Source organism: Bacilli bacterium (genome assembly GCA_035326105.1).
Lineage (GTDB): Bacteria > Bacillota_I > Bacilli_A > RFN20 > CAG-826 > UBA7706.
On sequence record DAOKYO010000001.1, the window covers coordinates 843,822 to 869,265 of the forward strand.

The 25,444-nt window shown below is 33.3% G+C and carries 37 protein-coding genes; 4 read left to right on the top strand and 33 right to left on the bottom strand.

Translation table 11 applies throughout. The annotated features are described in order from the left end of the window. Together rsmD and coaD are read left to right on the top strand one after the other, a co-directional pair. Window positions 1-534, top strand: a complete 534-nt coding sequence (rsmD, locus tag PKC96_03865) for a 16S rRNA (guanine(966)-N(2))-methyltransferase RsmD (GenBank protein ID HMM00458.1) — start codon at window positions 1-3, stop codon at window positions 532-534. Further along, the gene (gene coaD / locus PKC96_03870; protein ID HMM00459.1) at window positions 531-1,022 is read left to right on the top strand and encodes a pantetheine-phosphate adenylyltransferase; all 492 of its coding nucleotides are present in this window, start codon (window positions 531-533) and stop codon (window positions 1,020-1,022) included. Before rsmD ends, coaD begins: the two co-directional genes overlap by 4 nt. 18 nt (window positions 1,023-1,040) lie before the next feature. On the opposite strand, the gene pgeF is transcribed toward coaD, so the two are convergent. Beyond that, window positions 1,041-1,811 carry a peptidoglycan editing factor PgeF gene (gene pgeF, locus PKC96_03875; GenBank protein HMM00460.1) on the bottom strand — a complete coding sequence of 257 codons (771 nt, stop codon included), beginning with the start codon at window positions 1,809-1,811 and terminating at the stop codon, window positions 1,041-1,043. Window positions 1,812-1,912: 101 nt separating this feature from the next. Further along, window positions 1,913-2,692 (bottom strand): hypothetical protein, encoded by a 780-nt coding sequence (locus PKC96_03880; GenBank protein ID HMM00461.1) that lies wholly within the window; start codon window positions 2,690-2,692, stop codon window positions 1,913-1,915. Window positions 2,693-2,889: 197 nt separating this feature from the next. Here PKC96_03880 and PKC96_03885 point away from each other — a divergent pair, with 197 nt between their 5' ends. After that, complete coding sequence (locus PKC96_03885) at window positions 2,890-3,894, top strand: YitT family protein (protein HMM00462.1); 1,005 nt, start codon at window positions 2,890-2,892, stop codon at window positions 3,892-3,894. Window positions 3,895-3,944: 50 nt separating this feature from the next. On the opposite strand, the gene PKC96_03890 is transcribed toward PKC96_03885, so the two are convergent. The 6 genes from PKC96_03890 to PKC96_03915 form a co-directional block, all read right to left on the bottom strand. Further along, complete coding sequence (locus PKC96_03890; GenBank protein ID HMM00463.1) at window positions 3,945-4,283, bottom strand: TM2 domain-containing protein; 339 nt, start codon at window positions 4,281-4,283, stop codon at window positions 3,945-3,947. A 4-nt stretch (window positions 4,284-4,287) separates the two neighbouring features. Further along, the gene (locus PKC96_03895; protein HMM00464.1) at window positions 4,288-4,782 is read right to left on the bottom strand and encodes a TM2 domain-containing protein; all 495 of its coding nucleotides are present in this window, start codon (window positions 4,780-4,782) and stop codon (window positions 4,288-4,290) included. Between the two features lie 271 nt (window positions 4,783-5,053). After that, window positions 5,054-6,400: an AAA family ATPase gene (locus PKC96_03900; GenBank protein ID HMM00465.1), complete on the bottom strand. Its 1,347-nt coding sequence runs from the start codon at window positions 6,398-6,400 to the stop codon at window positions 5,054-5,056. A 778-nt stretch (window positions 6,401-7,178) separates the two neighbouring features. Beyond that, window positions 7,179-7,865: a hypothetical protein gene (locus tag PKC96_03905; GenBank protein ID HMM00466.1), complete on the bottom strand. Its 687-nt coding sequence runs from the start codon at window positions 7,863-7,865 to the stop codon at window positions 7,179-7,181. A gap of 446 nt (window positions 7,866-8,311) precedes the next feature. Then, window positions 8,312-9,166 carry a Fic family protein gene (locus tag PKC96_03910; protein HMM00467.1) on the bottom strand — a complete coding sequence of 285 codons (855 nt, stop codon included), beginning with the start codon at window positions 9,164-9,166 and terminating at the stop codon, window positions 8,312-8,314. Between the two features lie 226 nt (window positions 9,167-9,392). Continuing rightward, complete coding sequence (locus PKC96_03915) at window positions 9,393-9,830, bottom strand: MerR family transcriptional regulator (GenBank protein ID HMM00468.1); 438 nt, start codon at window positions 9,828-9,830, stop codon at window positions 9,393-9,395. A gap of 149 nt (window positions 9,831-9,979) precedes the next feature. Here PKC96_03915 and PKC96_03920 point away from each other — a divergent pair, with 149 nt between their 5' ends. After that, a complete protein-coding gene (locus PKC96_03920) occupies window positions 9,980-10,831 on the top strand; it encodes a DUF3737 family protein (protein HMM00469.1) in 852 nt (283 codons plus the stop codon). Window positions 10,832-11,288: 457 nt separating this feature from the next. Here PKC96_03920 and PKC96_03925 read toward each other — a convergent pair whose 3' ends face one another. From PKC96_03925 to PKC96_04045, 25 genes are all read right to left on the bottom strand, one after another. Then, on the bottom strand, window positions 11,289-11,462 hold the full coding sequence (locus tag PKC96_03925) for a hypothetical protein (GenBank protein HMM00470.1): 174 nt from the start codon (window positions 11,460-11,462) through the stop codon (window positions 11,289-11,291). Window positions 11,463-11,506: 44 nt separating this feature from the next. Continuing rightward, window positions 11,507-11,809, bottom strand: a complete 303-nt coding sequence (locus tag PKC96_03930) for a CPCC family cysteine-rich protein (GenBank protein HMM00471.1) — start codon at window positions 11,807-11,809, stop codon at window positions 11,507-11,509. Then, window positions 11,799-12,161, bottom strand: coding sequence for a hypothetical protein (locus tag PKC96_03935; GenBank protein ID HMM00472.1), 363 nt, complete (start codon window positions 12,159-12,161; stop codon window positions 11,799-11,801). The genes PKC96_03930 and PKC96_03935 overlap by 11 nt, the downstream gene beginning before the upstream one ends. Next, complete coding sequence (locus tag PKC96_03940; protein ID HMM00473.1) at window positions 12,139-12,405, bottom strand: hypothetical protein; 267 nt, start codon at window positions 12,403-12,405, stop codon at window positions 12,139-12,141. The genes PKC96_03935 and PKC96_03940 overlap by 23 nt, the downstream gene beginning before the upstream one ends. A 30-nt stretch (window positions 12,406-12,435) precedes the next feature. Next, window positions 12,436-12,861, bottom strand: coding sequence for a hypothetical protein (locus tag PKC96_03945; GenBank protein HMM00474.1), 426 nt, complete (start codon window positions 12,859-12,861; stop codon window positions 12,436-12,438). Window positions 12,862-12,881: 20 nt separating this feature from the next. Further along, window positions 12,882-13,244, bottom strand: coding sequence for a hypothetical protein (locus tag PKC96_03950; GenBank protein HMM00475.1), 363 nt, complete (start codon window positions 13,242-13,244; stop codon window positions 12,882-12,884). 164 nt (window positions 13,245-13,408) lie between these two features. Next, complete coding sequence (locus PKC96_03955; protein ID HMM00476.1) at window positions 13,409-13,816, bottom strand: hypothetical protein; 408 nt, start codon at window positions 13,814-13,816, stop codon at window positions 13,409-13,411. 110 nt (window positions 13,817-13,926) lie between these two features. Then, the gene (locus PKC96_03960) at window positions 13,927-14,430 is read right to left on the bottom strand and encodes an aminoglycoside nucleotidyltransferase (GenBank protein HMM00477.1); all 504 of its coding nucleotides are present in this window, start codon (window positions 14,428-14,430) and stop codon (window positions 13,927-13,929) included. Between the two features lie 104 nt (window positions 14,431-14,534). Next, window positions 14,535-14,717, bottom strand: coding sequence for a hypothetical protein (locus PKC96_03965; protein ID HMM00478.1), 183 nt, complete (start codon window positions 14,715-14,717; stop codon window positions 14,535-14,537). Window positions 14,718-14,774: 57 nt separating this feature from the next. Beyond that, window positions 14,775-14,966 carry a hypothetical protein gene (locus PKC96_03970; protein HMM00479.1) on the bottom strand — a complete coding sequence of 64 codons (192 nt, stop codon included), beginning with the start codon at window positions 14,964-14,966 and terminating at the stop codon, window positions 14,775-14,777. Window positions 14,967-15,077: 111 nt separating this feature from the next. After that, complete coding sequence (locus tag PKC96_03975) at window positions 15,078-15,497, bottom strand: hypothetical protein (protein HMM00480.1); 420 nt, start codon at window positions 15,495-15,497, stop codon at window positions 15,078-15,080. A 311-nt stretch (window positions 15,498-15,808) separates the two neighbouring features. Beyond that, a complete protein-coding gene (locus tag PKC96_03980) occupies window positions 15,809-16,252 on the bottom strand; it encodes a hypothetical protein (protein HMM00481.1) in 444 nt (147 codons plus the stop codon). Between the two features lie 166 nt (window positions 16,253-16,418). Then, window positions 16,419-18,008 carry a recombinase family protein gene (locus PKC96_03985; protein ID HMM00482.1) on the bottom strand — a complete coding sequence of 530 codons (1,590 nt, stop codon included), beginning with the start codon at window positions 18,006-18,008 and terminating at the stop codon, window positions 16,419-16,421. Beyond that, complete coding sequence (locus PKC96_03990) at window positions 18,008-19,312, bottom strand: recombinase family protein (protein ID HMM00483.1); 1,305 nt, start codon at window positions 19,310-19,312, stop codon at window positions 18,008-18,010. Before PKC96_03990 ends, PKC96_03985 begins: the two co-directional genes overlap by 1 nt. A 4-nt stretch (window positions 19,313-19,316) precedes the next feature. Further along, complete coding sequence (locus PKC96_03995; GenBank protein HMM00484.1) at window positions 19,317-19,523, bottom strand: hypothetical protein; 207 nt, start codon at window positions 19,521-19,523, stop codon at window positions 19,317-19,319. Further along, entirely contained in the window at window positions 19,516-19,896 is a 381-nt protein-coding gene (locus tag PKC96_04000; GenBank protein ID HMM00485.1) for an RNA polymerase subunit sigma-70, read from the bottom strand. Before PKC96_04000 ends, PKC96_03995 begins: the two co-directional genes overlap by 8 nt. A gap of 268 nt (window positions 19,897-20,164) precedes the next feature. After that, complete coding sequence (locus PKC96_04005; GenBank protein ID HMM00486.1) at window positions 20,165-20,485, bottom strand: hypothetical protein; 321 nt, start codon at window positions 20,483-20,485, stop codon at window positions 20,165-20,167. After that, window positions 20,478-20,906, bottom strand: coding sequence for a phage holin family protein (locus PKC96_04010; GenBank protein ID HMM00487.1), 429 nt, complete (start codon window positions 20,904-20,906; stop codon window positions 20,478-20,480). The genes PKC96_04005 and PKC96_04010 overlap by 8 nt, the downstream gene beginning before the upstream one ends. Next, window positions 20,903-21,556, bottom strand: coding sequence for a hypothetical protein (locus PKC96_04015; protein HMM00488.1), 654 nt, complete (start codon window positions 21,554-21,556; stop codon window positions 20,903-20,905). Before PKC96_04015 ends, PKC96_04010 begins: the two co-directional genes overlap by 4 nt. Further along, on the bottom strand, window positions 21,553-21,855 hold the full coding sequence (locus PKC96_04020) for a hypothetical protein (protein HMM00489.1): 303 nt from the start codon (window positions 21,853-21,855) through the stop codon (window positions 21,553-21,555). Before PKC96_04020 ends, PKC96_04015 begins: the two co-directional genes overlap by 4 nt. Window positions 21,856-21,873: 18 nt before the next feature. Then, window positions 21,874-22,296, bottom strand: coding sequence for a hypothetical protein (locus PKC96_04025; protein ID HMM00490.1), 423 nt, complete (start codon window positions 22,294-22,296; stop codon window positions 21,874-21,876). Window position 22,297: 1 nt separating this feature from the next. Further along, window positions 22,298-22,843 (bottom strand): hypothetical protein, encoded by a 546-nt coding sequence (locus PKC96_04030; GenBank protein ID HMM00491.1) that lies wholly within the window; start codon window positions 22,841-22,843, stop codon window positions 22,298-22,300. Beyond that, the gene (locus PKC96_04035) at window positions 22,843-23,529 is read right to left on the bottom strand and encodes a hypothetical protein (GenBank protein ID HMM00492.1); all 687 of its coding nucleotides are present in this window, start codon (window positions 23,527-23,529) and stop codon (window positions 22,843-22,845) included. Before PKC96_04035 ends, PKC96_04030 begins: the two co-directional genes overlap by 1 nt. A 14-nt stretch (window positions 23,530-23,543) precedes the next feature. Next, the gene (locus tag PKC96_04040) at window positions 23,544-24,323 is read right to left on the bottom strand and encodes a hypothetical protein (protein ID HMM00493.1); all 780 of its coding nucleotides are present in this window, start codon (window positions 24,321-24,323) and stop codon (window positions 23,544-23,546) included. Then, entirely contained in the window at window positions 24,323-25,441 is a 1,119-nt protein-coding gene (locus PKC96_04045) for a hypothetical protein (GenBank protein ID HMM00494.1), read from the bottom strand. The genes PKC96_04040 and PKC96_04045 overlap by 1 nt, the downstream gene beginning before the upstream one ends. Window positions 25,442-25,444: the final 3 nt, after the last annotated feature.

Sequence of the window (25,444 nt, forward strand, 5' to 3'; positions counted from 1 at the left end):
GTGCGCATTATCGGGGGCATCTATCGCCATCGACAATTAAAATTTATTTCTGATACGCAAACGCGTCCGACTAAAGACCGTATCCGTGAAGCTGTTTTTTCCGCTTTGGGACACAATTGTCTTAATCGGCGCGTTTTAGATTTGTTCGCCGGTTCCGGATCGATGGGTCTAGAAGCACTGTCGCGGGGGGCAGAAGCAGCCTCTTTCGTCGATACCCGCCGGGAAGCAATCGCCGTCATTCAGGAAAATATAAGTAATTTAGGAGTTGAAGGTAAAGTGTTTTTTGACTCCTATGATCATTTTTTGCAGGTAACCAACGACACTTTTAATTTGGTTTTTATCGATCCGCCATATGCCTTTGAGAATTATGCGGATCTCTTTGCAAATTTGTTAAAGCCGACATTACTCAATCAAGATGCTATAATAGTAATCGAAAATCAAAGTTCGGATTTTTTCGTGCCGAAGGAGTTTGCCATCACTCGGCAATATAAATACGGTGAAACTTTGGTTCATATTTTGAGGAGAAAATTATGAAACGAGTAGCGGTTTATCCCGGTTCATTTGATCCGATGACGAATGGTCATATGGAAATTCTTCGGCGTGCGCTCAGCGTTTTTGATGAAGTTATTATTCTAGTGGCGGTTTCACCGACGAAAAAAAGCCTTTTTTCTCTTGGCGAACGGTTTGCGATGATTAAGGAAGCAACAAAAGAGCTCCCCGGAGTAAGCGTTGACATGACCGAAGGGCTATCAATTAACTACGCCCGTGAGCATGATGCGATTGCTTTGGTGCGCGGACTGCGGGCAGCGACCGACTTTGAATATGAATTTAAAATGGCCGCCGGCAATCGCTTTGTCGATCCAAAAATTGACATGGTTTTCTTTATGTCGGCCCCAGCCTTCACCTTTCTTTCTTCATCGACGATTAAAGAACTGTTTATGCACGGCACAGATATTTCACCGTTAGTGCCGCCGGCGGTGGCGGAAGCATTAAAAAAGAAATTGAGCGAACAAAAGAAATAAAGCGATCTTCGGATCGCTTTATTTATTTCTTGCTATAAATGATACCATTCGCCCAGTCGGGTGATCCCTTCTGGCAGAAAAATACAAATCACCGTCTTCATAAGTGCAAGCAAAGGACGAAGATATGTGATTCACCGGCACATTCAATCTTCTTAATTCAAGAAAGTTAATGAGAGCTGTATCCAAAAAGTAAACCCCGCCGGTGGCTTTTACTCCCTGACGGAATTGGCTGCTCATCGCGGCAATCCGTTTGGCTTCTTCTTCGGAAATAATTTCATGGGAGAAGCTAATTGATGGCCCCAAGTGAAAGAATAATTCATCAGGAGTAAGTCCTTCCTCGTCCATCAATTTGGCGATGGTCAAGGCCGTGACTTGCTTTAAGGTGCCTTGTCGACCAGCATGAATAATGCCAATCAAACCGCGCGATGGGGCGTAGAAGAAGACGGGGACACAGTCAGCATGATAGATGGCAAGATATAAATCGGTATCAAAGGTATATAAGGCATCGGCTTCAATTCCATTTTCAAAACTTGTCCATCCTCGGCCACCATCTTCGCGACTGACCTTTCTCATCACTGTGCTATGTGATTGATGAGTAAAAATCATTTGATTGGATTTGATGCCTAAATCTTTAATAAAATCATCGCGATTCTTTTTTACTGCCGTTACATCGTCTCCGACTTGGAGGGCCATATTAAACGAATCAAAAGGGGCTTGCGAATATCCTTCAACTCTTTGCGTTGTACCCGCGACGAGTGAACTAAATTGGGCCCAAGGAGTATATTTCATCTTCAGTACCTCTATTACCATTAGTATACAATTAAATCATTCGATTAAAAAGAATATAAAAAAAGGATCGAATGCTCGATCCTAATTATGACTATTGTCGCTTACTTGGCAAAATCACCAGTTGTATTCCAGCATTCCGCAAGGAATTCAGCCTTCTCGTACTTATCGGAGCCGGGGACACCGACGAAAGCTTCCTTAACACCCTGTTTACCAGCATCGATCGCTTCCTGCGAGAAATCAACCAAGAAGATGGTCGGGGTTTGGAAGGAACTGCTTTCCTCGTAGCCGTTGCTAATTGAATCCAGAACGGAGTCGGCATCGGCAAAGGAAGATTTTCCCAGCATATGCTTGCTGTAGTAAATTGAATTTTGTTGAACCCAATCAACAGTTGAATTCATAAATTCATTGGTGTCATCACTAGTGAGAAAATTCAAGAATGGAGTTGTGCTTAATTCATCTTGATCATCGGTTTCTTCATCGGTGAAAATTGTCTTAAGGGCAAATTTATTACCACCGAGTTCACTCGTTGTGTAATTCTTTAATTCCGCGAATCCATCCTTGGCTTCTTCACAAGCCGAACAATCGGAAGAAACAAATATCAAGAAAAACTTTTGACCGTCAAGTTTTTCTTCCGCGATATCATTGATAAGTTTTTGGGCGGCAGAATTTTCTTTTCCCTCCAATGTCACTTGATACCGGGCATAAAAAGTTTCCGCGCTATCATTTTTTTCTTTTGCGTTCTTGATAGCCGAAGTAATCGATGGAATTGAAAAGATGATACCAAAGATGATGCCAACGATTAATAGTGGCTGAATCCAGGCGGTGTTTTTAATCCAATTCCATATCCGGGCGAATATATTTCCGTTACTGCTTTTCTTCATGAAAGACTCCTCCATATGTCGACAAATTAGACGAACATAGCACGTTAATAATATCATTAGGTTGGGTATTATTCAACAATAAAAGCGCTTATTTTTTTCACTGAAAGCGAACAATTATCGCCATCCTTATTTTACAAAATAAGTAGGATATTGAAAAGGTGTTTTTTCTCGCTTATACTTGTCGCAGTGAGGCACATATGTCGAAGATAAAAAAACTTGCAAAGCATTATGATGATTTCCTATTTGACCACCCAGCCGTAAGGTGGATAGTTGAAAACTTTTTTACACTTTTCTTCTGTACGTTCAGCGCTTTTATCTTTGCTTTCGGTTTTCGCTTGTTTATTTCGCCCTCATCTACCGACCCGGCCATTGTCAAATTTGCTGGCGGTGGCATCAGCGGTTTTGCTCAAGATGTCGTCAAGGTTTTAATCGAGATTATGGGGTTTCATTATAATGAGTATAATCTTCAGTCAATCCTTTATATCGTTTTCAATATTCCGGTTATTATTCTGGGCTGGTTTGGCATCGGCAAACGCTTTACGATTTATTCGTTGATAAACGTAGTGTTGGGATCGCTTTTTATTTCGATTATTCCCAACAATTGGGAAAGCTTAATTACTTTAGATAGCCAATTGACGCGCACATTACTCGCCGGCATCTGCACGGGAATGAGCGCGGCGGTCGCCTTTAAAGCGGATATATCGGCCGGAGGTATGGATATTGTTTCTTATTATCTGGCGAATAAGAAGTCGACGAACGTCGGCAAATATAGCATCAGTTTCAATGCCGTCATCGTTGTTTTATATTCACTAATTACCATCATCGCGGCGAATAAGAATGGTCTAGATAACCCATTTTCAACCGGCCTTACCGCACTCGTTTATTCCATAATCTACTTATTTGTCTCCGCCTTAGTGATTGACTTCATCAATGTACGAAATAAAAAGGCGCAGATTCAAATTATTACAACCAGCAAAAATATGTCGCCAATCTTAATCGCCAATTTCCATCACAGTGCGACGATCATTCAAGGAACGGGAGCGTATACGGGCGAAGCAAAGATTATTATTTATATGACGGTTTCAACCAATGAAGTCAAGAAAGTGCTAAAAGTGGCGCAGAAAGTTGATTCTCATGCCTTTATAAACGTCATCAGTCTGCATCAGGTGTATGGTCGTTTCTTCGTCCAACCTGTTCGCTAACATAAAAAAACTCAGACAATGCCTTCAAGCAACGTCTGAGTTTTTTGTTTTTAACTAAGGAATGTCATTAACTTCAGAAAGTTCTTTTCCCGTACTTTTTCAGAAATAGTGACAATGTCATATATCCATAAAATACCGAATAGACCGCCGGTTAGAAGTTTTAAAACCCCCATACCTATATCGCCAATCATAAAGCGATCAATGCCAAGACCACCGACGAAGATTGAAACTAAAAGCAACATCATCGGATCCATCAAATCAATTCCATAGACGAGAAGCGTTTCATCACCTTGATATAAGGCGAGCTTTTCCCGAATAAAGGGCAATTGTTCCGGTGGAAGTTTCTTAGCGTTTTGCATGATAAACAAATCAATTTTTTCTTTTTCCATACAATTATTTGTCTCCTCCTTTCTTGCAGGCATTCAATGCTTGAGTGAACAACAAATAGTTTTTCTTTTTTGTTAGTTCTGAACATTTAAACCAATCAATGATTACAAAAACCATTTGAACCAAAATTGTAATGCTAGCCACGACCATCAAGATGCCGATTAGAACACGTAATCCTGGAGAGTTGATTCCGCCATACGGATTCATATTTACATTTACCAAAGCTATGGCAACCAAAAAGATAACGAAGGACACCACTCCTAAAATCAATTTCCGCAGACCGCGTGTTTTTTCACCGATATAAAACATATCGATTCCTAGGCCTCCAAGAAAAATGCTTAGTAGAAGCACAATAAGCGGATCACGTAGATTAATGGAACTAATTGTAATTCGATTATCATCTTCAAGATCAATTAATGATTTACGGACAAAATTTACTTGGTAAGGTTCAAAGTACTTTCCTTTAGTCATTAAGTATAGACTCACAAAAGATTTATCCATATTTGCTCCTTTTATATATTGTATTGTATTTTGCAAATATATTAAATGGAAATAGCACAAATGTTTATATATTTAATCTATAAGCGCTGAAAAAGGACTTCTTAAATGATGGCCAAGAAAATGTGTCAATCAAACAAGGTAAAAAAAGCAAATAAAAATATTTAAAAAAATATTAGTGTTCTATTTTTATTCTAGTATCATCAATGATCATATAACCCGAACCATTTGAAGACATTGGTTTGATTAACTACTTATTCTCATCACGATAGCTTTATAGAAACATAGTCATATAAACAGGCAAATAGATAACACCATCTTTTTGCATTAAATCTTTTGTATGAATAATGTATTTTTTACCCAGTTTGTTTTTAAACTTGATACTAAACTTGTCCAATGACGACGTGGTATAGTTCTTGCCAGACTTAACTTCAACAGGTGATATTTTAGTTGGTTTAGATTGATCGATAATTAGAAAATCTATTTCCATCATATTTGAGCGGTCTTGATTATCAGTCCTTGAGTAAAAATATAATTTCTTATTTAAAGCAGTAAACATTTGAGCGACGATATTTTCAAATATCATACCATTGTTAATATCTAGTCGATCTTGAATAATGGCTTTTGCTACTTCTTGATGCATTTCATCATTTTCACTAAATGCATGACTCAATAATAACCCCGTATCTGCCATATACATTTTAAGCGTTAATCTATCCCGATTTAGAGATAATCCAAAACTGGGATCGGATGTATTAAAACATACATTTGTAATCATGGCTTCGTCTAACCATGTAAAAGCATCCTCATAATCTCTAAATCTCGCATCTTTTGATAATGAACTTAACATAAACTTTTTCTCGTGTTTCGATAATTGACTAGGAATTTCATCAAAAATACTAAGCACTTTATGTTCATATCCTTTGGCATATTTTGAAATGTCGTTCTTATAAAGCTTTAAAATATCTCTTTTAATCCGATCTACTTTTGTATAATCATTGGTATCTAAAAATTCCATAACTGCTTGAGGCATACCTCCGATTAACAAGTACTGTCTAAATAGTTTCATAATCGTTGAATGAATTTCGCCAAGGGGTCTTAGATTATCAAAATGCTTTTTAATAAGAGGAAAAACATCTCCTCTTCCAAGAGCAGTACAAAATTCTTCGAAATCAAGCGGATGCATTTTGATTGCCCTTTCTTCTGAAGGTATTAAAATACTTTCTACATTACGCTTGATTGATAATAAAGATCCAGTTTCAATGTAATCATAGCGGTTGTCTTTCACTAGATGTTTTATCAGTTGCCTAGCTTGAGGAAATAATTGCACTTCATCAAATACAATAAGTGAATTTCTTTCGAATAATGTAATTCCAGTGATTGATGTTAAGAAAAAGAAAAAATCATCAAGATTTGATGCGTATTTTTTAAAAAGCGATTTAACCTCAGTACTTGCAACACTAAAATCTATGAGTATATATGACTTGTATTCTTTTTTTGCGAAGGCTTCAACCACAGTGCTCTTTCCAACGCGTCTTGCGCCTTCTATGAGTAATGCGGTTTTGCCATTTTCATTTTTCCACGCAATCAATTGCTTATATATTTTACGTTCTAGCCTCATCAATATCACCTCTTATAACTATACTATACACGTTTTTTGATTTTTAATATGGAAAATAATACACGTTTTTTGATTTTTTAAAGTGCTGTTATATCACGTTATCATGAATTGACTCTTAGGTATTATATATTTATTCTCATTTAAAATGAGGAGTGATGTTACATTATTCCCATATTTTACATTAAGTAAAATATGGGATTCGATGCATAAACTAGAAAAAATTATTAAACAATACATTTTTGATATTTTTTGCACTTTGAATCAATAAATCATGAACAAGCAATGTCCGTAAAAACAAAAATGCCCCTTCCAAATTGAATAAAGAGTGAGTCATTTTGGAGTTCGAAAATTCATAGTTTTTCTCCTCAATACATTATAATATGGTTTCTATTATTGTTATGAATATTTGAAAGATACCTACAACTATTGTAGCAAAAAATCTAATAATTGATCTCATAAAATCAAAAAATTGATGATGTGTGAAACATACTTACAAACATCCTGATTCAATTTTCTGAGTTACTCTGAATCTTTTATTTTCAAGCCTAAAATGTCTTGAAAATCCTTGAAGTATTCTGAGCAGACCCATTCATCGCGTTTTCGTTCCTTACCTTTCCCAATAATAGGTTTCAAGATTGTTTGATAACCCTCGTTTAGCGCATCATTGATTGCTAAGCTTAACCTAGCCTAGCAAAAACTGCAATAATCGTGATTATTATCATCGTTTATTGGTTTGTATTCTTTAAAAACAAATTCTCTATCTTTTAGACGTTCTCCATTAATGTATTTCCAATATTCTTTGGTAATCATTATTTCCCCCCTTATTATTAATAAACGGTTTAGCTCTTTTTCCTAATGATAAATGAAACTTCTCTGTCTTAATCTCGGTTGTAACGATATCCTCTTTTTTCTCATATGACAAATCAAACTTATCCAACCCAAATTCATAGCAGCCAAAATCCTTAATTGTTGATGTAAAATCATTAACTATCCTTAATTTGTCATTATGAAAGAATAACAGTACATCCTTATCAATAAGAAGTCGATTTGTACAATTATAACATTTGGTAACTAAATAGCTTTCTGGAATTTTATAGTATTTAAATAACTTTATATTAGCCATTGCAATAATATCTCTTGGAATGGCTTCTAATGACTGAGGTGGATAATGTTTCTCCAGTTTTTGATATGGAAATAATAAAACCAATGCCGGTGAAATTAGGCTGACAAAAATAACCAAAATCGTATATAATGTCTTTCCAATTACTGGTTCTATCTTTTGTTCGAGAACAATCATAATACTTAGAATAAAAACGAACAAAATCCAAAATAGGGTTCCAAAAATTAGGCTAAGCCGTCTATTAGCAATATATCTTTGTCGTGCTGAATTATTTAGTAAATCAATTCTTTTTCTAAGCATTTTTTTGTCAATGTGCTTTGAAAATGGGTATTTGAATCGTCTCATCGAATATCTTTCCTTTCAAAATCCAGGTCGTAGCAAAAATGAAATGACTCGATAAAGTTGGAGAATATTTTAATGAACCTACACCAATTGTAACCTATCAATAACTGTATTTCTATTGTCAACAGAACTTATTTTTAATATTTCACGCCGTCCGCGTACTCCAACTTTCATCATTAATTACATCTTTTAATATTTAATAACAATCCAACAGCCATCGCTTTTTAAGTCAATTCTTTCAATTATTTTCTTATCCTTCAGCAAGTTAAATGCTTTCCTGGTTGTTCTCTGAGCCACGTCTATTGCACTGTTGCTTCAAGATATGCGGTGCTTGGATGTTCTATTAAAAGTCCTATTACTTTATTTTCTGTTTTATTTAAACCGACATTTAAACTGATATTTCGACTTATTAGTTTTATTTTGGGGTTCGCAACATTTGTCCCTGATTGCTATTCTTCCTCTTCGTAATAATATGAACAATCAATTCCACTCATGAAAATTTCTCGATTATTTATGCCGTCGGTCAACGCGTTATTTAATAAATCAAAGATTGGTTTTGGGTTAACTGGACTTTCTTTCATTGCGGACAAATAGTCGTTTTTTTCAATCTTTGACCAGTCAACACATCGCTGTATTCTCGCTTTTAATAATAAATCAAGCCAAATTCTAGTCGATCTTCCATTTCCTTCCATAAATGGATGAGCGATATTCATTTCGATATACTTATCCAATATTTCAGGGAATGTATTATCTGGCATCTTATCGATATCTTTTAATACTTGAGGTAAGAAATCACCATTGGCAAACATAAAACCACCTTTGGAGATTGTTTTTGTTCTAATCTTGCCCGCAAAATCATAGATTCCTTCAAATAAATAAGCATGGATTTGCTTTAGTAGTTTTGTCTTACCAACACATGAAAAATCTAATATTTCAGATCTAAATAATGTGTGGGCTTTTCTTTTGCTCTGCTCGTCTATAGGATCCAAGTGTCCTTCAATCCAAATTTGAAAATCAGCACTATTTTTACTAGGAAGAATAAAACCGAGTTTCTTGACCCCATTTTCATCCAAGACATCTGAAAGGTATTTCTTGCCATCATCAGCATATAATTTCCGCTGTCTACAAAATGTATTCAACTCTGGATGCCTTCTCTTAATCGCATTCCAATAAATACGTGGATTTTTTGAATCGGTCAACGCAAAAACAACATCAATAGATGAATACCACCACTTAGAATCATCATCATCCCATACGGCGCGAATTCTCTTATTTAAAAACAATCTTAGAAAAGATTTTATCATACTAATATGATAACAAACTGCGTTTCAGTTGTCTACAATTTGTATGCAACTGCCATATAATGAAACTTTGGCACTATTATGTATCAAAGTTGGTCATCTACCCTGGGTGAATTACCTGTTTAAATACATTTACGCACCTATTTCAAAATTTGCGTATCTCTAGTCTATTTTACATACCCTTCGTGGAAAGATATTTGAAATACTAGAACTGCTTTATTTAAATGAATTACTCTATAATCAAAAATTTATGGAATTTTTTTGGTACGTCTGTAACTGGCAAATTTGCAACTTCAGAAAGTGATTTTAATTCAATAGCTTTTTGGTAGTACCATTTCTTATATTCAAGCATATCAAGATTATGTTGTAACGATTCCATTTGTTCAAGAACTGATGCTTTTTGATTGTCAAGTATCTTGATTCTATTGGCAAAGTCAGTATCACCGGTTTTGTAGTAATCAACAAAACTCTTAATATCTTTGATTGACATACCTGTTTGTTTTAAGCATCCAATAATATCCAGCATCCCGATATCAGATTCCTTAAACATTCTGATGCCACCACGTGATCTTTCAACAAATGGTAATAACCCTTCTTTGTCATAATATCTTAATGTTGATGCATTTACATCCATTTTTTTAGCGATTTCACTAACTGTATAATACATAAAATAACCTCCAAACATATTTTTATATTTTTTTAATAAATCTCTTGACTTAAAGTTGACTTTAAGTAGTAGTATTAACTTGAACTTTCTGATAATAGCGTATCACAAACAAAAAAAGTGTCAATTGTATAGATTAAAAGAGGCAACAAATGAGCAAAATTATTAAAGATCAAATTTTCCAAGAAGAAAGAGCTTTATATAATCTTCAAGATGCAGAATTAATTAACTGCCGTTTTGACGGACCACTTGATGGCGAATCCAGTTTAAAAGAAACCAATCATATCATCATAAGAGATTCATATTTCAATCTTCGATATCCATTGTGGCACGCACATCATTTTGAATTAATTGATTCTCAATTAGATGATATGGCTAGAGCTGCTTTTTGGTACTCAACATATGGGTTACTTAAGAACGTGAAAATCAATACTATCAAATCACTAAGAAATGCTGAACATATCAGAATTGAAGATTCAATCATCATTGCAAGCGAAGTAGGTTGGTTCTGTAATGACATGCAAATCGAGAACACTTATATCGAAGGAGACTACCCTTTACTTAAAGCTAAAAACATTACAATTAATAAATCACATATTGACGGCAAATATAGTCTACAATATATGAAAAATGTAAGAATTACAGATTCTATATTAGACACAAAAGATGCATTTTGGCATTCCGAAAATGTTATTGTAGAAAACAGTAAAGTTAATGGTGCCTATCTTGGTTGGTATGGCAAAAATTTAACGTTCATTAATTGTGAAATCATTGGTACACAACCATTATGCTATACAGAAGGTGTTAAACTCAAGAATTGTACGATGAAAAATGCCGATTTAGCATTTGAATACTCAGATGTTGAAGCAGATATTATCGGGCATATAGATTCCGTTAAAAATCCAAAATCCGGATATATTAAAGCTGACACGATTGGAGAAATCATTTTGTCTCAATCAATTATGCTCACAGATGCAGTGATTGAAACAAAACCGAATAAGTGACAAAAATGCCTTTTATTAATTGATATAAGTACCTATCAAATTATACTTCACATGACACAGGCGTTATTACATATAAGACGTGACCATGTGAGCCCATCTCAAATCGTGTATTTATGTTTATAATCGTGTAAATCTGATTGTAATCGTGTAGATGGTTTTTGAGTAATGAAAAAATGCACCTTAATTTTGTTGAAAATAATCAACTATGATCGGTATGTATTTTGGAATAAGGGGATTTCCCCTTTCTGCAAATAAAAAGGCTTGATACGTTTGTATCAAACCTATGCTTTTAATATATCTAAGGTTACCAATACTGATACAATTTTAGCACCCCAAATATTGATTATCCATGATTATGAACAAATATAATTAATGAAAATAAAATGACCCATTCTCAACTGAATTAAGAATGGATCATTTTGGTACTTGGAAATTCATAGTTTTTCTCCTCAATACATTATAATATAGTTTCTATTATCGTTATGAATATTTGAAAGATACCTACGACTATTGTAGCAAAAAATCTAATAATTGATCCCATAAAATCAAAAAATTGATTTAAATCGATATTACTACTTGCTAATACACCAATCAATAGAATTACACCAAGGCTTCCTAATAGTTTTCCCATGTTTTCACCATCCTTTCTTAAACTTTAAAATTTGAAAACAAAATTTATTTTTCTTTGATTAAATCTCGTAATTTATGTAAATCATCTAAAGTCGGATTCCCATCTTTTTTTGCATTTGCTTTCCATGTATAGCCAGTATCCATTTGACGCTTTAATCTGAACCATTCCCTAGTTTGATTTAAAGAGAGGATATTTGGGCCTCCTGTAAAATCAGGATCATCTAACTGTGTCAGGTTATGCTCCCATCCACATATTGGACAAATATCAAATAAATCGACAATTGTTGATTCCCCACAACATGGACAAATGATAGTATCAACTGTTTTCTTGCTTTGATTATCTTCCATTTTTTCTTTTCTCACTTTCCCACCATTTTTCCGATGTCGTAAAATATGTTGTTACTGTACCTTCCTGATCTATAACAGCAAACTCCCCTGTTGTTTTAGAAAACTTTAATGTCACGCCATTTGCTCTTACAAAACTATCGTGATTATCCCTATCTACTCTGTTTGCGAATGAAATTGCAGCTGCTTTATATTGATTCTCATTACTCAACTTCATTTCTTGTATCCCATGTCTATTAACATGATCTTCTCGATGCTTTGGCGATAATAGTCTTGCATACTTATAGTTGATGTGTTCATTTGATTGGCCACGTTTTCCACGTCCGTATAGGTTACTTTTGCCTTTGGTTGGCATTTTTCTTCACCTCCTTCATCTTTAGCGAAGTGTATGATTCATAAATGTATATTGGCACCTGATATAAATCCATCCATTTTCTTAAATCATTAGGAAGCGAACCATTAAATGAAGAATGACGCACTTTAAATTCTCTTCTAGAGTTGTTTTCATAAAAAAGCTCCCTTTCAATTGTACCAGTATTTGGCCCAAAATCAGGGAGCAGTTTCATTTCAAATGTGTAAGGGCGACTATTTTGATACAATTTCGTACCCCTTTAAAAAGTTCGTACCCCTTATAACAAACCTAGATTCTTTTTAATTATATATGCAGATTTTTCACAACTGAATGAATGTCTACCGAAGCTTCCTTTTTTTGTTTTATCTAAATAGTTTAGATTCACCTCAAACTGTTCAGATGTTAAATCTATATCAGTTCCATCGATGCGATTAAAGTAGTGTCCTTTCTTATCAGGTTCAGGATTCGGATAAGATATGATATCTCCACCAAAGTACTCCTGTACCAGTAGTACAGTAGCGTTACATTGTCCAGAACATTTGTTATCAGGATTCCATTGTTCTTTTAAAAAAACAGTCATTGAATTCCAACCACGATCATTTAGCTCTTTATATAATTCTTCGATAGTTGAAAATGTACTATTCTCCTTGATACATTTAATGCTTTTACTTTTATTTGAAATATAGTATCCTATTTTTCTCACCTCACATTATATATTAGTCATTATTCATTTTTATCTGATATGACTGAGTAAAATGGTGTAAATACTTCTCCTCTAGTTGACTGTTTCCTAATAGGTTTGATTTCATTATCTTGTATGGCAGTAATCAACAGTTCTCTTCTAGAAGGGTACTCTAAAATTAGTGGATGATAGTAGACAATCGAATCTTTCTTTAAGAATTTGGTAACTCGCTGATATTCTCTTAAATCAAAATCATAATTCAATTTTAGTAAATTCTTATAAGAATCAATAGCAAGTCTTAAACTATTTAATTCATCATCATTTTTCAACGCCTTCATATATTCAATATAAGTTATTACTAATGACAATCCAAAATGCTCTGATTCTTTAAACTCTACCTTCATGTTTCTCCTCCTCAAATTTGGATATAAAATTTAACTTTCTTTTCAATCAATATCTTTAAGTTTGAAAACTGTGATTATTATTGAATTCATTTTAATACGATTTTATTAAAGAATATTAATAATGTTAATCACCTTAAAACTAATAAAAATAATGTAATAAATTATTAATAATCCCTATCCACAATAAATGGTTTGACGATTTGAATGATTTCATTCATAATACTTGTTTCAGCTTGTTGTCCAAAAATGTTTCCTAGTTTTTCATCTTTTGTATAGGCTAAAATAATAAAATTATGCGTAAATTTGTAATTATCTTTATCGGCAATATTAAAATGTTTCCACGTATGTAAATCATCAAATACATAAATATCATATCTGTTGACATGTGATGCATCAATACCCGGCCAATAAGAAAATGTGTCCATACCGATAATACCTGAAAACCCCAGATTAGAAACATCATAATAATCAATTTTATAACGTTCTGTTCGATAACGATTCAATTCTAAAAATTCAATTTTTTTGACATTCAATTTTTCAATCAATTCGTTGATTTTTTCTCTATCGGTCATGCGACTTTCCTTTCCCACTATATACTTAATTTAACCTATATACTGCCCATACAAGTATATCCTTGTCTTATTTGAGATGTCATAAATGGTAATTATTGAATAGATTATGATCAAATCTTATCCTTATACTCTTCTGGCACTGGAATATTAAATGTCTCACAAAGTAATTTAACATCATGGATGTCTTTATCACTGAATTCATATCCACGATGAAATTCTACTTGCGACTGAGCGTTTATACAATTTACAGTTATATCATCTATTTTACCAATACCATCAAATGTGTTTCCTGGAAACTCCATACCATCATAAATAATACTTTTATCACTATTCCATCTAAACGTGTGTAAATCAATAATCCTATCTAAGGGATCTTTCCAAACAGTATGATCATATGTCGTATATGATTTAGTTACCTCTTTAAAATTTTTTTCTAATAAAATTTTGATAAACAAATCTCGATGTTTTAATTCTATAAATAAATCTATATCATTATGTGGTCTTGTTTGCCTACCTAAGAGAGCATCAACACCCCATCCGCCATCTAACCAAACTGAAATTCCATGATCGAAAGCCCAATGTATAATTTCAATTGCATCTGTTTTATTCACCATAAAATATCTCCTTTTTAAACCTACCCCTAAAAACATGACAATTACGTATCGAGGAATACTAGCACTGATTATTGCATAGATGATATCTTACTTTATTCCTAGTTTCATTTGAATATCTTTGATAACAAGCTTTGCTTTTTTTCAAAAGGGAATACTTCTTCAAAGTTTTTTTCCAAACTCCATTTCAATACAATATCATCTATATCAATTACAAAATGTTTATCTATAATACTTGTGGTTGGGTGATTTGATGCACAAGAAATACGATGTCCTGCTTTCTCAAACATAAAATCTTTGTTCCACTCTCCAAAAACAATATATTGTATACCTTCATAGTATATTGTTTAATTTTTTCTATTTTCAAGCCAAAATGTTTCAAATGGTTTCTTATAGTCAATACCAATTGACTTCAAATAAGTAATTAACTCAGGATATGCTTCTGCAACCGATTTAATATGGTTTTGACATGCATCACAATTGCATACCTCTAAGTTTGATTGATAGTATTCCTTTGTTTTTTGAATATCTATTTGCATTAAATCGCCTCATTTCACTATTTACTGCTATTTACTACTAAAAGTATATTGATTTCCTACACAAGTATATTATTTCCCCATTTAAGACATCATAAACAGTGATTATTGAATTCATTTTTTACTGATTTTTATAAGTATATTAAGCGTGTTGATACTAATAAAAATCAACAACACTATTAAGGCAATCACTGAAACAAGAATCATTGTTGAATCAGATTGTTCTAATTGTATTGAATGCATAATGAGTAAAACAATATTTGTAATGATTAATATGAAGAAAAATATCCCAATCGTCATAAACAATCTTTTGGTCTTTTTTTGAGATAAATTGCCTAAATCAACAAAAAATGTACCTATAAATAAAGCGATGGCAAAAATTGATATCATGGTGAGTGAGAAATAGTTCAGTTGCTTACCTAAATTTGTAGGTATGTCAAGATACTTTGAATAATTACTGATAAAAACAAATATGCTCACAGCAATAACAATTAACAGTCCTATCAATGTTGTTTTCTTAGTTTTAATCTTCATATTTTTATTCCTTCCTAATTATTTACTAGATTTTTTTATTTAAGACATCAATAACCGTGATTATTGCTGTTATAAGACCTATTGCAAAAGATACTCCGTCATAAGCTAGGAGTCCAGCTATAACTTTCATTGCTTTTAATAGCCCGGTTACATTTTCACCGGATGATACAATCGCATTATCAATAGATTCATAAAGAATATTGAAAACTACATCTGATATTGCCCATGCCACTATTCCAAAAAACAAGAACTTTAATTATTTTTATAACAGTTTCATCCAATGAAACACCTCTTTAATCTCACACGAAACTCTACAATATATCCTTTGACCTTTTTATGTACTCCAAAATATAAACATCCAATTTATCTATCTTATTAACTACTTCTATATTTTCAAACTCTTCAAGATAGTATTTAGTGAATGCGAATGCGTCAAGTTCTATTTCTTGAGCTATGTAGTTACTACCATTGCTATCCATGTTCGAACTATTAATAACTCCTTTAAGTTCATTTTTCCATCTTTTGGAACGTTCGTTGGAAAACATACTTACATAGAATATTTGGAAAACATGTCTATATTCATGAGCGATACTTTTCGCACATTCCTCATAATTATTATCATACTTTTTATTGATGGCGACATAGTTTTCTTTTATGTAAAGTCTACTGTCATCAGTTAAATCTTCAAATCTAATATCAAGTGGTTCAATACCTAGTTGGTCGGCTATTCTTAAGCATAATGGTTTTAAATCCAAGATTTCATTCCCCTTTGAATAATCTCATGTGATGTAGGCATTGCCTCAAGTCAAAAAAGTAAAAATATCAATATGTAAATTATATCATAAAAACTACTCTATTTGAACTGGAAGTTAAAAAAACAGCCACCTCATTTGGCAGCTGTTTACAACGTTGTTGTTAAACTTATTTTACATTAACTTCTTCGCCACTCTTGAATAAGAATGTTATTGATCTATCTTCATTAACTGTTGCTTTTTCAACTAGATAGTTCCAAACTTCTTCATCCCATTCAGATAGAACACTAGGTCTATTTGCTAAATCACTTATGAATGCTTGGATATTTTTTGACTGTGCTTTTTTATGTCTAATCGATTCTTCAATCTCATTAACTTTAGTATTTAATTCTTTGTATTCATTATCATATTCATCATACTTGGATTGGAATTCTTCTTGAGACATTGGAAAAGATGCATTTTTGTCTATAAGGTTTTGAACCAATACAACTATTTCATTTACTCTAGCTGTATGATGCTCTATTTCTTTTTCCATCTCACTTGTATCATCGAGTATCTTGATTATATCCTTACAATCAGAAATGACCTTACTTTTATCGCCCATGAACGTTGTGTATGCTTCAATGAACCTTGTAATGACATCATCTTCAGTAATTGTAGGCGTTTGGCATTTTGTGTGACTCTTGTTAAACTTGTCATTGCATTGGTAGACTTGTCTTCTATACTTGCTTGTTGAATGCCATACCTTTTGGCCATAGAAACTACCACAATTAGCACATACAAGTTTGCTTGAAAAAGCACTCTTACATTTGTAGCTGTTGCTTAGATTCTTTCTTCTAGTTAGTTCAGCTTGTACAAGTTCCCATTGATTAGGGTCAATGATTGGATCATGATGCCCTTCAACATAAACCTGGTCAACTTCACCGTTGTTCTTAATGAGTTTTTGATCCAAGAAATCTTTAACATATGTTTTACAGATAAGTGCATCACCTTTGTACTTTTCATTAGTAAGAATACTCTCAATAGTAGATAATCTCCACTTTTCCTTGCCCATAGGGGTTTTAAATTCTTTTTCTTCTAAGAACTTCGCAATGTATGATAAGGTCTTACCCTTCATGAACATTTTATAAATTAATCTTACTACTTGAGCTTGTTGCTCGTTTATGACAAATCCCTTTTTTGGATCAGTTGGGTGTTTATCATATCCTAAGAAATGCTTATATGCTAATGATGTAATACCATCATTGTATTTCTTGCGTTTTCCCCACTTGACGTTTTCACTAATGTTTCTACTTTCTTCTTGAGCAATACTCGCCATAATCGTGAGCATTAACTCGCCGCTTGACTCAAATGTATAAACGTTCTGTTCTTCAAAGAAAACCTCAACGCCATGTGATTTCAATTCTCTTGTAACACTTATCGTATCTAAGGTATTACGTGCGAATCTAGTGACTGACTTGGTAACAATCAAGTCGATTTTTCCATTTATAGCATCCTCAATCATTTGATTAAAGCCTGCTCTATTTTTTCGATTTGTTCCTGATATACCTTTGTCTGTGTAAATATCAACATACTCCCAATCTTGCCTTTCAGCAATATACTTTTTGTAGTAATCTACCTGTGCATCATAAGAACTTACTTGTTCATCTTGTAGTGTGGACACACGAGCATAAGCTGCAACTTTTCTTTTATTTAAGGAATTGTGAGGTAACTGAGTTATTGGATTTATCTTGGATGGTATAATCGTTACTTTTGCCATTATTCACTACCTCCTGCAACGGTTTTTCGTTTCAATGCATTTAGTCGTGCTTTTTCTTTCATCTCATCAGTCCAACTATCACTTCTTTTTGGAACGTCCCAATTAACCTCTCTTTTTTCACCATTGTGCATATTGAAGGTAAGTTTATTTCCGTTTAAGATTTCAATCTGTGCTATGAATTGGTCTAGTTTTTGAGTATCAAACTCTTCTAGGTTTAGAACTTGACATGTTGCCTTTTTTAATACATCATCTCTAATTTGTTTTGAATCACAGTACGATTTTCCTAATTGCTCATACGTTGAGCATACCCAATATTCTAAATACTTGTTTTTCTTGTGTTTATAACTTCTTCCGCAAACTCCACATTTAAGGAACCCAGTGAATGAATGAAGTGTAAATGCTACTCTATGATTTCTTGGTAAACGTTCTGCTCTAATTCTTTTTACATTTTGAAATTGCTCTTTACTGATTATTGGCTCATGATTATTTACCACATGAAACATATCCATTTCACCATAGTTGATTTTGGTTGTTTTAGTCAGATGATTTTCACGATATGTTTTTTGAAGAATCAAATCGCCAGTATAATTGTAGTTCGTTAATACACCTCTTACAGATGATCTATACCATAGGTTGCCAAAGTAAGATTTAACTCCCATATCATTTAGCGTTTTTGCAATTTTATCATCGCCATAACCTTGTTCACATAGATTGAATATAAGTTTTACTAACTCAGCTTCATCTGGTACTACTTCAAATTGTCCATCAACGATTTTGTATCCAAGACAATTCTTACCACCATAGATTTTGCCCTCATTAAAATTCTTCTTTACTCTCCACAACGAATTTTCTGAAGATACTCTTGATTCTTCTTGGGCATAACTTGCTAGTATGGACATCAACAGTTCCCCATCATTGCTTAAGGTATGGATGTTTTGTTCTTGAAAGTAAACATCAACATTGATTTCTTTAAGCTCTCTAATTGTCTTGAGTAATGTTTCAGTGTTACGTGCAAATCTAGAAATCGACTTTGTAATGATGATGTCAATCTTTCCATTTTTTGCATCTTGTATCATTCTTTGAAAAGCACTACGTTTGCTCTTAGTTCCAGTTTGAGCCTCATCAGAGTAAACGCCACAGTAAATCCAATTCTTGTTAGATTGAATATAGCTGCTGAAATAACTTACTTGATTCGACAAACTGTGCAGCATAGCATCCTTGTCAGATGATACTCTTGTATAAGCAGCAACCTTTACCAACTTTGGAAGTTCGAGTTGCTTTGTTATTACTCTTATTTTTGCCATATTATCACTCCTTTTCTTGTATTATATTAATCACTCTAAAAGGGGATATTATCAAGTCATTTAAACGATATAAACTCGTTTCTTTTTGATTGTATTTTTTAGCCATTTTTTCTTCAATTTGAATGTAATCTTTTTCAGTGATTAAACCTTCTCTGGCCATTGCTCTAAGTTGAAACATAGTATTGAGATAATCAATTGAGTTTTTATCCATTGCTTCTATTCTCCATTCTATTTTTTAAGAAGCAATCTCGTGAACAATATTTTCTTTTCAAACTTTGGTAAGTTGTAAAACTCTTGTGACAATGAAAACACTCAACAAGATATTTTGGTTTGCGATTAATTTCAGCTTTATTAGATTTCCAATAACTCATTCTACATTTATCAGAACAATATTTCTTTTGTCTATGACCTTTTGTTTGTTTTAGTTTTTTATTACAGTGTAAGCAAAGTAATGATTGGTTAGTCATTGTCTTACAAAATGAGCTGACTGTACTTTTAGGTAGATTTAGAATTTGAGCAATTTTTCCATAACCACTACCTTCTAATCTCAATTTTCTAATTTGCTCTTTATCATGATTTGTCATAAAGATTACCTCCTTCAACATATGGAGAAATGAGATATCTTTTGACCACCCTCTTAAACAATCTTTTTTCAGTTCATTTACAATTTACAACTTTTTTATATCGTCATGTTGTTGATTTTCCACAACTCTATGACCATATTAAGTTAGTATAAATAAAAAAAGTAGCATAACAAGCGGAATGGTTACCGACATGTTATGCTACATATTTATTATATCAAATTTATTCGTTTTAGTCAATGTTAAATGGCTTAATGTGGCTGTAAAATCACTACTTATTTGAATTATTAATTTGCTTAGAAACATCTATAATCGATTCAATAATTCCGTCAATAGTACTTAGTTCAATTGTAATCTTCTGATCAAGCAGGAACTGATTTATATTTGAGATCACGTATTTCTTCTTTTGATCGCCCTTGGTATAATTCTTTTCTGCATCAATACAAAGTTTTCTAATTTGCTCTTCAACTTTGATAAACGTTTCATAGTAAACTTTTGCTTTCGAGTTACTTTTTGACCAGTAACCTAGACCGATAGATACAAGCGAAAGTATCACACTGATTATGGTCGTCAATAATTCTGTATTATTCATCTTTCTTATCCTCACCTTTACTTAGCACTTCAAGTGCATTTTTAATCATTCTAGGAACAGGCAATCCTGCAAGCGTTGAATTCTCTAAGATACTTACACCTTCCATCGATATGAAGGCGATCACAGCTCCATCTCTTACAAGATTCGTACCTAATACAATATCTAGTTGTTCAGCTAAAGCAACTAAAAACAGAATGAATATTTTCTTAGCTAGTCCTTTAATACCAGCTTCACTACTCACTCTGCCATTTTTTGTTTTACTACTCTTCTTAAATACGATTGCTAAGATTAAGCCAGATAGAAAATCAATAACCATGAAGATTATGAGTGCGATTAACAATTTATCAAATCCTCCAAATAGGTATGAGGCTAAGGAACCTAAGGATCCTACAATTGTTAGTATTAAGTATTTAACTTTCACGTTCTCAAACCTTCTCTAATTGTAATTATTTCATCAAGATATATTTTTAACTGGGTTAAGTGGTCAGATGTGTTCAACTCTTTATCCCAGTTCTTTTTATGTTCAAATACTTTGTTCAACCACACCTCATTTAGGTTGACATCGTATTTTCCTGTTTCTAAGTATTTCTCCAAAATACCCCTAATTCTAATAATGTGATAGCTTCTTTTGACTATCACCTTTTCAACATTAACTAGTTGATTAAAATACTCGATGACTGCATCCAAATAAAGGGGTAGTACATCTTCAAACTTCAACGCAATGATCCTGTTATACTCTGTTTGATAACTTGGATTTAGATAGATCAGATTATCTGCCATGTTGATCACATCATCCGAATGAATCAGGTTGTAAAGTGGCAATGTGTCATTCATAGACTGTCTTTGTAAGAAGTTCTCATATCCATAAGCGAATATATCAACACCTTCAATTGAAGCATGAATGATGCCATTGAAGTTACTTAGAACTACCGTTAAATCGGTGTCAGACTTTTTTTGCTTTGTCTTATAGTTATCTGAACCACAGTAATAAATAAACATGACCTCATTCATAGCAAACATATTAACAACGATTTCTGTTAGCTTGCTGTTGGTAAACTTTCTAGGCATCATACATCCTCCTCTACTTCTAAATCATCCGTTGATTGTTCAAATCCCTCAACGTTTTCTTTTAGCCAAAGATATGCAATACCTCTTGGATCTTCGTTGATGAATAAATCAAAATCAACATCAGGCACTTCAATATCTACGACTTCTAAGGGTTCACAATTATCAAATCTTTTATCCTTTGAAATGTAGGATGCAACACAAAGTAAAATCTTTCTATTTCGATAGTTGATATTGATACCGATAATGCGATGATAACTAACATCAACCCCTACCCTTGATTGTAAGTTTTTAATTATTGCCATTTTTAGTTCCTCCTCTTATTAAGAGCCATATACTTTGGCTCCATTAACTATTTCATTTGTAATATGACTCCCATTTAGCGAGTTTGATGTGACTTTACTTCCATTTAATGTAATCAGTTCAGTAGTTCCAGATGAACCTGTAATTGTAATTGCTCTTCTAGTTGAGCCTGGTGCTTTAAAGAATACTTCAACATAATAGGTTCCTGGACTAACCCCTGAAAATGAAACAGTATTAGCCATGCCACTTTGTAAATCATTGATGTCATCATAATATAAAGACTTTACATAAGTTCCACCAGTTAATGCATCATACAAACTTAAAGAAAAACCAGGGAGTGAAAACCCACTGCCTGATAAAGTGAAATTGATGACTAATCCGACATTCCCTGTGTTTGCTGCACTTGTAGGACTTATACTATGGATGGTTAATGTATAAGCCATACTAGTTAACCAACCAAATACGTTCTAAGTAAACAGTTGTTGATGTGTTCGTAGTCCATGCGATTGATGTGCCACTAAAGTTTCCAATCAAATGTCTTAAATATCCAATCGTCATCGTATTTGAGATTGAGTTTGAAACATATGCTTTGAATGAATGTGTTTTGAAATATTGGCCATCGAAGGTAGTCCATGAATAAAGTCTATCGTATGTTGGACTTGCTGATGTTGTGCTATTCGTACCCATCCTACCGTAAACAATATGTGTTTCATAAGAATCTGTGGCTGTAACTGCTCTAACCTCAAACGCTAGGATCTTATCGTATAGATTAATCGATCTATTGAGCGAAATGTTATTAGCTGTAATGGTCGTAGGTATCGAAAGATTACCCTCATATAGCAATGAGAATCCACCACCTATTTTAATAACACTACTGTTACCTCTGATGTATAATTCATTATTTGTTGTATCGAAACCCAGCTCACCAACTTGAGTCAAATGGCTTGTGGTTGGAACCGATGTGCCTCTTTTAACTCTGATGATAGCCATTAGTATGTTCCACCATCAATAACCGATGTTGGTGTGAGTACTTTTGTTTTATCAATACCAATGTAATAAAAAGTTTTAACTGGATTATAGTTTGTATCCTGAATACTATGGAGTACTAATCCATTATCAAGAACTGATGCATCGAATGATGCCTTTGTCGTATCGAACTTAGCACCTACACCTTGCATCAAGGCAACATTTTTCACATTAGCAATCTTTGTTCTTTGGTCATCAGTTAAGTGAAGATTACTTGATACGTGTGCATTATAAGTAGATGTTGCAACTCCACCTAGTTCTGATAATGTGATAACTACAGCACCAGTTTTACTATTAACGCTTGTTACAGGGCTCACTGCTGGAATGATTGAGGTTGGAAGTTTTCCATCTGCACCAATTAAAGGCACCGTACCATTCGTTGTACCTGTATTCTTTTTGGAAGCTGTCCCAAGTCCAAGTGCACTAATCTTTGAATCCATCGTAGCTTCAGCATTTGCTTTACTTGCAAACTCAATATAATCATTACTTGTTAATGGATTCGCACTAGAACCTGTTTTATCAGCCTTTGATATATATAGATTTGTCCCATTCAAATCGATTAAAGGTTCACCGGCTTTAATCGTACCTGCTGTTCCCACAATGGGTCCTGTACCAGCAGATGTTCTTCTTTTAATTTGTATAACTGCCATTTTTTATTTCCTCCTTAGAAACGATATATGATGACTCGATTGATTGTGTGAGTCGTTGAGCCACATGTAAATGTTGTATTGCCATTTTGATATGAAACAAACATCGAATATGTAATACCGTTGTACGTGTATGCTACCGAAGTACTCGATCCTATGATTTCAAAAATTAACGGTCCTGGTAAGTTCACAACCGTTCCGTTGCTTAATACAATCATGATGAATGCTCTCATTAGGTCATTCGAATAATAATTACTTATCCTATAAACACCTTGAGAAATATATGTTGGAGTGTGAACAGTTGGTGTCGTTTGATTCCTGATTTTCTGCTCAAGATTATAGACAAGACTATCAGCATTCAATAAAGTTTGTCTATTAAATGTATTGTTTAAAGTGACCGATGTTGTTGTCTTAGTGTATGCACATAGTGCAAATTCATATTGACCTTGACCGCTACTTAAATCATTCTGGACTAGATTCGGATAAGTTGATGCTTGTTCTTTCGTGTAAATTGAAACTTCATTATCGGTTAAGTCCACATTTAAAACTACATAACCTAAGCGATTTGCATTTGGTGTAACAGTGACTTGCGTATTATTTTCAATATAGATTAACCTACCCTGAACCATGACATAACCATCCTCAAATGTAATGGTGTTATTGGCAAGAGTATAAAATACGCTACCTCTACTACCTAAAAGCACTCCAGTTCCAACTGAAAATATGAAGTCATTTAAATCTGCATCATGTTTTGATGTGACGCTTGAACCATCAAAGGTTATTTTTTGTATTCCCATTAAAACTCTCCTCCATCTAAATCAGAATAACCACTATTATTGACTGTGACATTTCCGACCTTACTATTTACGTTCTTACTTAATATTTGAATTTTCTCAGTTAGTTTCAAACGATACTCACCAAGTGTGATGGTTGCTACTTCAAAAGTGTTCACATACTTAATACCCGTAACCAATGAATCATAGCGTTTGCCCTTATGAATAAATTCAACAAAATCACCAATATCTAATGTTCTTAAAACATCTAATGAGTGATTCTTTTTTTGGATCATAAAACTAATTTGATGATCTGTTTTATCAATACTGAGAACTGAGCGAACTTTCGTATCCAAATCTAAGTAATCATTATCTGAATATGTTTCAACTTTTGATATGACTTTTGGATATCTTAGATTACTGGTATTATCTTTTGTTATCGTGCCATCTGTTAATAGGTAATAAATAACTGTATCCTTAAAGAATAAGTTACTTGTCTTTGGATAATATATCGCCTTATTCGTGCTTTCTTTACTTGAATCATTAATGATTAAGTCTTCTAAGATGAGGCTATCTGCTTTTATTTTTAAGCCTCTTGTCACATTAACGATTCTTATTAAAACACCACTAAAAGCTCCATTATTAAACACTACTTCATGCTTGATATAGACGCCATACATCCGGTTAGCCAGTTCTAATAGTTCATAAATTGTCATGACTTTATCCACATCAAAAACAAAACTACCTAGCTTCGATGTTTCCACACTGATGCTTAGGTAGTTTAAGTTTTGTTTGGTATCACTGTTTTGAAGATATGTTTTTCTAATTATTTCTTCTATATAGGTTGCCACATTACCATTGAAACTTTCGACTAACACTTCAACTTTAAATAGCTCTTTAAAATCAACACTAGCAATAACAAGATGCGTTTTTTCATCTTCGATATTTTCTACAATACCAAAGTAGCCATTATCTTCTTTCACATAAACATAATCGCCAACTGCAACATTAAGCTTGCTTTTGTTTATCTTGAAATGTGATTTTTGCGTAATGACGATGTCATGTATAATTTCAAACTCATCACCTATATAAGCATGATCTTTATATGTGAAATCCAAGTGATCTAATATAATTAAATCCATAGT

What these genes read in the sequence shown, in the direction of transcription:
- PKC96_03995 (HMM00484.1), bottom strand. Translation starts at nt 19,523, where the DNA reads ATGGATAAAAACTCAATTGATTATCTCAATACTATGTTTCAACTTAGA.
- PKC96_03960 (HMM00477.1), bottom strand. Translation starts at nt 14,430, where the DNA reads ATGGTGAATAAAACAGATGCAATTGAAATTATACATTGGGCTTTCGAT.
- PKC96_03890 (HMM00463.1), bottom strand. Translation starts at nt 4,283, where the DNA reads ATGGAAAAAGAAAAAATTGATTTGTTTATCATGCAAAACGCTAAGAAA.
- pgeF (HMM00460.1), bottom strand. Translation starts at nt 1,811, where the DNA reads ATGAAATATACTCCTTGGGCCCAATTTAGTTCACTCGTCGCGGGTACA.
- PKC96_03935 (HMM00472.1), bottom strand. Translation starts at nt 12,161, where the DNA reads ATGCCAACCAAAGGCAAAAGTAACCTATACGGACGTGGAAAACGTGGC.
- PKC96_04015 (HMM00488.1), bottom strand. Translation starts at nt 21,556, where the DNA reads ATGATGCCTAGAAAGTTTACCAACAGCAAGCTAACAGAAATCGTTGTT.
- PKC96_03950 (HMM00475.1), bottom strand. Translation starts at nt 13,244, where the DNA reads ATGAAGGTAGAGTTTAAAGAATCAGAGCATTTTGGATTGTCATTAGTA.
- PKC96_04045 (HMM00494.1), bottom strand. Translation starts at nt 25,441, where the DNA reads ATGGATTTAATTATATTAGATCACTTGGATTTCACATATAAAGATCAT.
- PKC96_04005 (HMM00486.1), bottom strand. Translation starts at nt 20,485, where the DNA reads ATGAATAATACAGAATTATTGACGACCATAATCAGTGTGATACTTTCG.
- PKC96_04020 (HMM00489.1), bottom strand. Translation starts at nt 21,855, where the DNA reads ATGGCAATAATTAAAAACTTACAATCAAGGGTAGGGGTTGATGTTAGT.
- PKC96_04035 (HMM00492.1), bottom strand. Translation starts at nt 23,529, where the DNA reads ATGGCAGTTATACAAATTAAAAGAAGAACATCTGCTGGTACAGGACCC.
- PKC96_03975 (HMM00480.1), bottom strand. Translation starts at nt 15,497, where the DNA reads ATGAAGATTAAAACTAAGAAAACAACATTGATAGGACTGTTAATTGTT.
- PKC96_03910 (HMM00467.1), bottom strand. Translation starts at nt 9,166, where the DNA reads ATGATAAAATCTTTTCTAAGATTGTTTTTAAATAAGAGAATTCGCGCC.
- PKC96_03930 (HMM00471.1), bottom strand. Translation starts at nt 11,809, where the DNA reads ATGGAAGATAATCAAAGCAAGAAAACAGTTGATACTATCATTTGTCCA.
- PKC96_03885 (HMM00462.1), top strand. Translation starts at nt 2,890, where the DNA reads ATGTCGAAGATAAAAAAACTTGCAAAGCATTATGATGATTTCCTATTT.
- PKC96_03970 (HMM00479.1), bottom strand. Translation starts at nt 14,966, where the DNA reads ATGCAAATAGATATTCAAAAAACAAAGGAATACTATCAATCAAACTTA.
- PKC96_04025 (HMM00490.1), bottom strand. Translation starts at nt 22,296, where the DNA reads ATGGCTTATACATTAACCATCCATAGTATAAGTCCTACAAGTGCAGCA.
- PKC96_03905 (HMM00466.1), bottom strand. Translation starts at nt 7,865, where the DNA reads ATGAGACGATTCAAATACCCATTTTCAAAGCACATTGACAAAAAAATG.
- PKC96_03900 (HMM00465.1), bottom strand. Translation starts at nt 6,400, where the DNA reads ATGAGGCTAGAACGTAAAATATATAAGCAATTGATTGCGTGGAAAAAT.
- PKC96_04000 (HMM00485.1), bottom strand. Translation starts at nt 19,896, where the DNA reads ATGACAAATCATGATAAAGAGCAAATTAGAAAATTGAGATTAGAAGGT.
- PKC96_03920 (HMM00469.1), top strand. Translation starts at nt 9,980, where the DNA reads ATGAGCAAAATTATTAAAGATCAAATTTTCCAAGAAGAAAGAGCTTTA.
- PKC96_03915 (HMM00468.1), bottom strand. Translation starts at nt 9,830, where the DNA reads ATGTATTATACAGTTAGTGAAATCGCTAAAAAAATGGATGTAAATGCA.
- PKC96_03955 (HMM00476.1), bottom strand. Translation starts at nt 13,816, where the DNA reads ATGACCGATAGAGAAAAAATCAACGAATTGATTGAAAAATTGAATGTC.
- PKC96_04040 (HMM00493.1), bottom strand. Translation starts at nt 24,323, where the DNA reads ATGGGAATACAAAAAATAACCTTTGATGGTTCAAGCGTCACATCAAAA.
- PKC96_03990 (HMM00483.1), bottom strand. Translation starts at nt 19,312, where the DNA reads ATGGCAAAAATAAGAGTAATAACAAAGCAACTCGAACTTCCAAAGTTG.
- PKC96_03880 (HMM00461.1), bottom strand. Translation starts at nt 2,692, where the DNA reads ATGAAGAAAAGCAGTAACGGAAATATATTCGCCCGGATATGGAATTGG.
- coaD (HMM00459.1), top strand. Translation starts at nt 531, where the DNA reads ATGAAACGAGTAGCGGTTTATCCCGGTTCATTTGATCCGATGACGAAT.
- PKC96_03985 (HMM00482.1), bottom strand. Translation starts at nt 18,008, where the DNA reads ATGGCAAAAGTAACGATTATACCATCCAAGATAAATCCAATAACTCAG.
- PKC96_03965 (HMM00478.1), bottom strand. Translation starts at nt 14,717, where the DNA reads ATGTTTGAGAAAGCAGGACATCGTATTTCTTGTGCATCAAATCACCCA.
- PKC96_03895 (HMM00464.1), bottom strand. Translation starts at nt 4,782, where the DNA reads ATGGATAAATCTTTTGTGAGTCTATACTTAATGACTAAAGGAAAGTAC.
- PKC96_04030 (HMM00491.1), bottom strand. Translation starts at nt 22,843, where the DNA reads ATGGCTATCATCAGAGTTAAAAGAGGCACATCGGTTCCAACCACAAGC.
- PKC96_03925 (HMM00470.1), bottom strand. Translation starts at nt 11,462, where the DNA reads ATGGGAAAACTATTAGGAAGCCTTGGTGTAATTCTATTGATTGGTGTA.